This is a genomic window from Kitasatospora sp. NPDC058965 (assembly GCF_042741245.1).
GTDB lineage: Bacteria > Actinomycetota > Actinomycetes > Streptomycetales > Streptomycetaceae > Kitasatospora.
Genome location: NZ_JBHYKG010000480.1, coordinates 1 through 4,521, shown reverse-complemented (window position 1 = coordinate 4,521; position 4,521 = coordinate 1). Strand labels below are relative to the sequence as shown.

The following is a 4,521-nucleotide window of genomic DNA, read 5'->3' as shown; positions in this document are numbered from 1 at the left end:
CTGGTGCCCCGGGCTCAGGCGGTCGCCTCCCGCACGATCAACTGCTCCATCCCGTACAGGAAGCGGGCCATCTCGGCCCTCGGCAGCACGGTGCTGTCCGCCGTCATCGACAGGCTCAGCGCGGACCCGCTGCGCGCCACGTCCAGGGCGTACGTGAGCCCCGGGCGCGGCTCGAACTCCACCGGCCAACTGAGCGTCGTCGCGCCGTCGTCGTCCTCCGCCCCGGTCTCGGTCTCGGTCTCCGTCCCGGTCTCGGTCTCCGCCCTGGCCTCGGTCTCGGTCCCGGCCTCGGTCCCGGCCGGCTCCGGGCCCGACCCGGCGAGCGCGGCGGGGACCAGGTCGCGCAGGTCGTTGAAGACGCACGAACGGTCGGCCGACACGATCCCGTCAGCCGCGAGTGCGGCGAGCTGCGCGTCCAGCGCCACCCGGTCGTAGTACGCGTGCCGGTAGACGGCGAACGCGGCGCCGTGCACCCGGCGCAGCACCTCGCCGAAGGCGGCGCTCCCGCCCGACCCACCTCCCGCGTCCGTCAGGTGGAAGAGCCCCTCCCCCGCCACCGTGCTCACCGCGCAGCCCAGACCGGGCAGGAAGCGGTTGTTGACCACGACCTGGAGCACCGCCTCGGACCGCCCCGACAGCCGCGCGGTCAGCGCCCCCGCCGCGGCGAGCAGCACTGAGGCGGAGCTCACCCGGTGCCGGGCGGCCACCTGTTCGAGCGCCACCGCGAGCGCGGGCGAGCGCAGCACGGCGTTGGGGAACCTGCGGGACGGGTCCGCGCCGAGGTCCGACGGCTCGGGGAAGAGCCGCGGCGGACCGAGGCGCAGCTTGCGCAGCAGGTGGTCGCGGGCCGCCGCGTCCCGCCGCCGCCCGCGCTCGGAGGTCTGGAACTCGGCCTCCTCCAGCGGTTGCTGGGTCGGCCCCCGGCGCGCGAGCAGCTGTTCGGGCGTCTCACCGCGGCTGAGCGCGGCGAAGTCCAGCACCAGCAGGCCCAACCCCGCCCCGTCCACCGCGGTGTGCGAGAGCACCAGGCTCACGTACCGCACCAGCCCGTCGACCAGGACCAGCCCGATCCGCAACGGCCACTCGCGGGCGCAGTCGAAGGCCCGGTCCGTCAGCTCCCGGTGCAGCGACTCGCCCGCCGCGGCCGGGTCCACCGGACCGGCGCCGGGTTCCCAGACCCGGGTGTGCACCGGCAACCGCCCCGCCGGGTCGACCACCTGGCGCAGCCCGCCGTCCGCGCCCGGGGCCAACCGGGTGTGCAACGAGTCGTGCAGGTGCAGCAGGTGCCGCAGCGCGTCGAGCACCCGCGGCAGCGGCATGCCGGGGTCGAGGGCGGACCCCGCCGCGACGTTGTAGCGCGGGGCATCGGCCGCCGGCAGCCGCCGAACGGCCTCCCAGACAGCCCGCTGGCCCCAGGTGGCCGGCCCTGAGCCGGACCGGCCGGACGAGAAATCGATCTCCAACAACTGACTGGTGGTCACCGTGTGGCTCTCCGAGGGGCGCGGCGGACATGGACCGTGACACGTGCGGTGCCGGGTGCGGGGAGCGCGGGAGCCGTCGGCCACCGAGTCTGACGCACGGCCCGCCCTCGCGTCGAGACCAGCGGGACCCAGGAGCCGCCGGCGCACGGCTGGGACCGCCGGGACACTTCCGGCAACCGGAGCGGCTCACCGAGCGACGCTCCTCGGCAAGCACATGACAGTTCGTCAGTTGGCTTGTTTGGCAGCTTTGTTGCCAGGACAGTCCCATGGGTGGGAGCGGCGGCCGACCGGCGCGGTGCGGTCTCGGGGTGGGGATCTACAGGGGGCAGCATGCGCGGAATGGCAACTGTGGCGCTGGCCGTCGTACTGGCGGCCACCGGCTGTACCGAAGCCAACAAGGTCGTGAAGGCCGCCGCGCAGAGCCCGATCACGCCCATCGTGCTGAAAATTGTCCATGATCGACTGGTGGAGATCGTCGCTACGAACGCGGTGGACGATCCCGCCGTGGCGGGCGTCGCGCTGATGGGCGTGTTCGGGGTCGACGCACTCTCCTCGCAGGTCGCGGCCGAGCAGAAGAAGGACGCAGCAGCCGGCGATGTGACCCTCCTGTTGGTCGCTCAGACCATCAACGGGAAAGCCGAAACCAGCGTCTTCAAGGTCACCACGGACCACAAGCTGGTGGTGGCGATGAACGGGAAGTTCATCGAGAGCCTCGAGCCCAAGAAGATCACCATCACCGCCGAGCCCGGCACCGACTCGACGATCGTGGTGACGGACGCCCAGGCCAGCCAAATCCCCTACCTCCACGCGACCGTCGCCATGGGGCCGTCGAACTTCATCAACAACAACATCGACGGCGACCACTCGCACGCCGACCTGGACACCGGCCAGGTCAAGAACCTCCCGGACGTCGGCAAGAACGCTGACCTGTATGTCTCCGTCACCGGCAGTGTCGCGACCGTGAACGGGGCAAAGGCCGCGCGCTGGACCGCCAAGGAGGCTCCGTCGCTGGCCGGTTGCTCCTCCCTGCCGGACACCGCCTGGACGACCCAGCTCTACGGCAGCTATTCGAGCTTCGGCGGGCCCGGTGACGACGTTTGGTGCGTGCGCAGCAAGCAGGGACGCTACGGCACTCTGGCCGGGGGTGGAACGAGCTTCTCGTATGCCTGGAACTTCGGCTACGTGCTCTGGAAGAAGCCCGGTGACAAGTAGCAGCCGTCCCTCACTGGAGTCCTGGCCGAGGCAGTCGCACGGTTCCCGAGCAAGGCTCTCGACCACCCCTTCGGCATCCGGGTCCTCACCGCCGCACGAGGACCACCGGTGAACCCGTACGACCGGGGCCGAAGCCTCTGACCAGAGGCGTCCGGCACACCGAACCGAGCTCAGCCGGTACGGGGATCAGCCGTTGACAGCGAGATTCACGGTTGCCGGGCGCCGCTGCCCTCAGAGCGCCACAAGTCCTAGTGCGCCGTTGCCCCCGGGACGAGTCGTCGGACGCTCGCGGCGATCCGGTCGAGGTCGACGTCGGCGGCGAGGGTGGCCTCCTCGGGCCGCTCGGCGATCGGCTCCCGCACGCCGAGCAGACCCTGGACCAGCCCGGGGAAGACCGCCCGGCCGACCAGGACCTCGGCCACCTCCCGCGCCTCCTCCGGCGTCAGGCCCCAGGTCCGGCAGACGTACGCGGCGATCCGCACCATCGGGGCATCGAAGACCGCCTCGTAGTAGCCGGACGCGATCTCGGGCACCCGCTCGGCCTCCGCGATCCCCATCCGCAGCGTGCGCAGGGACGAGGACCACAGCAGCAGTTGCAGCAGCCGCCCGCAGTAGCGCACGAGCGCGTCGGCCGGATCGGCCCGCTCCGCGCTGACGTAGTCCTCCGGCGAGCCCAGGCGGTCGAGGTAGAGCTCCCGCACCAGGGACACCACCCCGGCGAAGAGGGCGTCCTTGCTGGGGAAGTGGGCGTAGACCGATCGCTTGGAGGTCTCGGCCCGCTGGGCGACCACGTCCATCGAGGTGCGCTCGAAGCCGGACTCGAGGAACACGTCCTTCGCCGTCCACAGGATGTGTTCGCGCAGCTTCTCGCCTCGTCGCGCCGGCATGGTGGCCTCTTCCACAAGTAAACGGTACGGTTGAGTTTACATACTGATTCGTACGGAGGACACGCGTGATCGTCATCACCGCACCCACCGCCAAGATCGGCCGCGTCGTCGTCGAGCAGCTCCTCGACGCCGACGCGCCCGTCCGGGTCATTGTCCGCGACCCGCAGCGACTCTCTCCCACCGTCCGCGACCGTGTCGAGATCGTGACGGGCTCCCACCGCGACGCCGCCGTGGTCGACAAGGCCTTCGCCGGCGCCGACGCGGTGTTCTGGCTGATGCCCGGCGACCTCCGCGCCCCCGACGCGATGACCTCCTACGTCGAGCACAGCAGGCCGGGCGCCGAGGCCGTCGCCGCGCACGGCGTCCGCCACGTCGTCGGGGTCTCGGCGCTGGGCCGGGGAACCGCCGTCGCCGACCGGGCCGGCCACGTCACCGCCTCGCTGGCCATGGACGACCTGTTCGCCGCGGTCGCGAACTACCGCGCCCTCGCCAACCCGAGCTTCATGGACAACACGCTGCGCGACATCCGTACGATCCTGGGCGACGGCGTGATCTCCGGGCCCCTCGCGCCCGACCACAGGCTGCCCCTGGTGGCCACCCGCGACATCGGCAGCACCGCCGCCCGCCTGCTGCTCGACCGCAGCTGGACCGGGTTCGCCGAGGTCCCCGTGCTCGGCCCGGCGGACCTGTCGGGCCACGACATGGCCGCCGTCGTCACCGAGGTGCTCGGCTTCCCGGTGCGCTACGCACAGGTCGAGCCCGCAGCGTTGGAGGCCGCGATGCTCTCCTTCGGCGCGTCCCCCGGCATGGCCCGGGCGATGGCCGACATGGCGACCGCCAAGGCCGACGGCCTCGACGAGGGCGTGGTCCGCACCGTCGAGAACAGCACGCCGACCACCTTCCACCAGTGGTGCGTGGAGGTCCTGCGACCCGCCGTCGAC

At 71.8% G+C, this 4,521-nt stretch carries 4 protein-coding genes; 2 read left to right on the top strand and 2 right to left on the bottom strand.

Features of this window, described 5'->3' with window-relative positions:
* Window positions 1-14 precede the first annotated feature (14 nt).
* Window positions 15-1,481: a condensation domain-containing protein gene (locus tag ACFW1A_RS38945; protein ID WP_380418151.1), complete on the bottom strand. Its 1,467-nt coding sequence runs from the start codon at window positions 1,479-1,481 to the stop codon at window positions 15-17.
* 339 nt (window positions 1,482-1,820) lie between these two features.
* Between ACFW1A_RS38945 and ACFW1A_RS38940 the strand changes: the two genes are divergently transcribed.
* Window positions 1,821-2,693 (top strand): hypothetical protein, encoded by an 873-nt coding sequence (locus tag ACFW1A_RS38940; protein WP_380418149.1) that lies wholly within the window; start codon window positions 1,821-1,823, stop codon window positions 2,691-2,693.
* A 248-nt stretch (window positions 2,694-2,941) separates the two neighbouring features.
* Here the strand turns inward: ACFW1A_RS38940 and ACFW1A_RS38935 are convergent, their stop codons facing one another.
* Entirely contained in the window at window positions 2,942-3,580 is a 639-nt protein-coding gene (locus ACFW1A_RS38935; protein ID WP_380418147.1) for a TetR/AcrR family transcriptional regulator, read from the bottom strand.
* A 65-nt stretch (window positions 3,581-3,645) separates the two neighbouring features.
* Between ACFW1A_RS38935 and ACFW1A_RS38930 the strand changes: the two genes are divergently transcribed.
* The coding region (locus ACFW1A_RS38930; protein ID WP_380418145.1) for an NAD(P)H-binding protein at window positions 3,646-4,521 on the top strand (876 nt) is incomplete at its 3' end.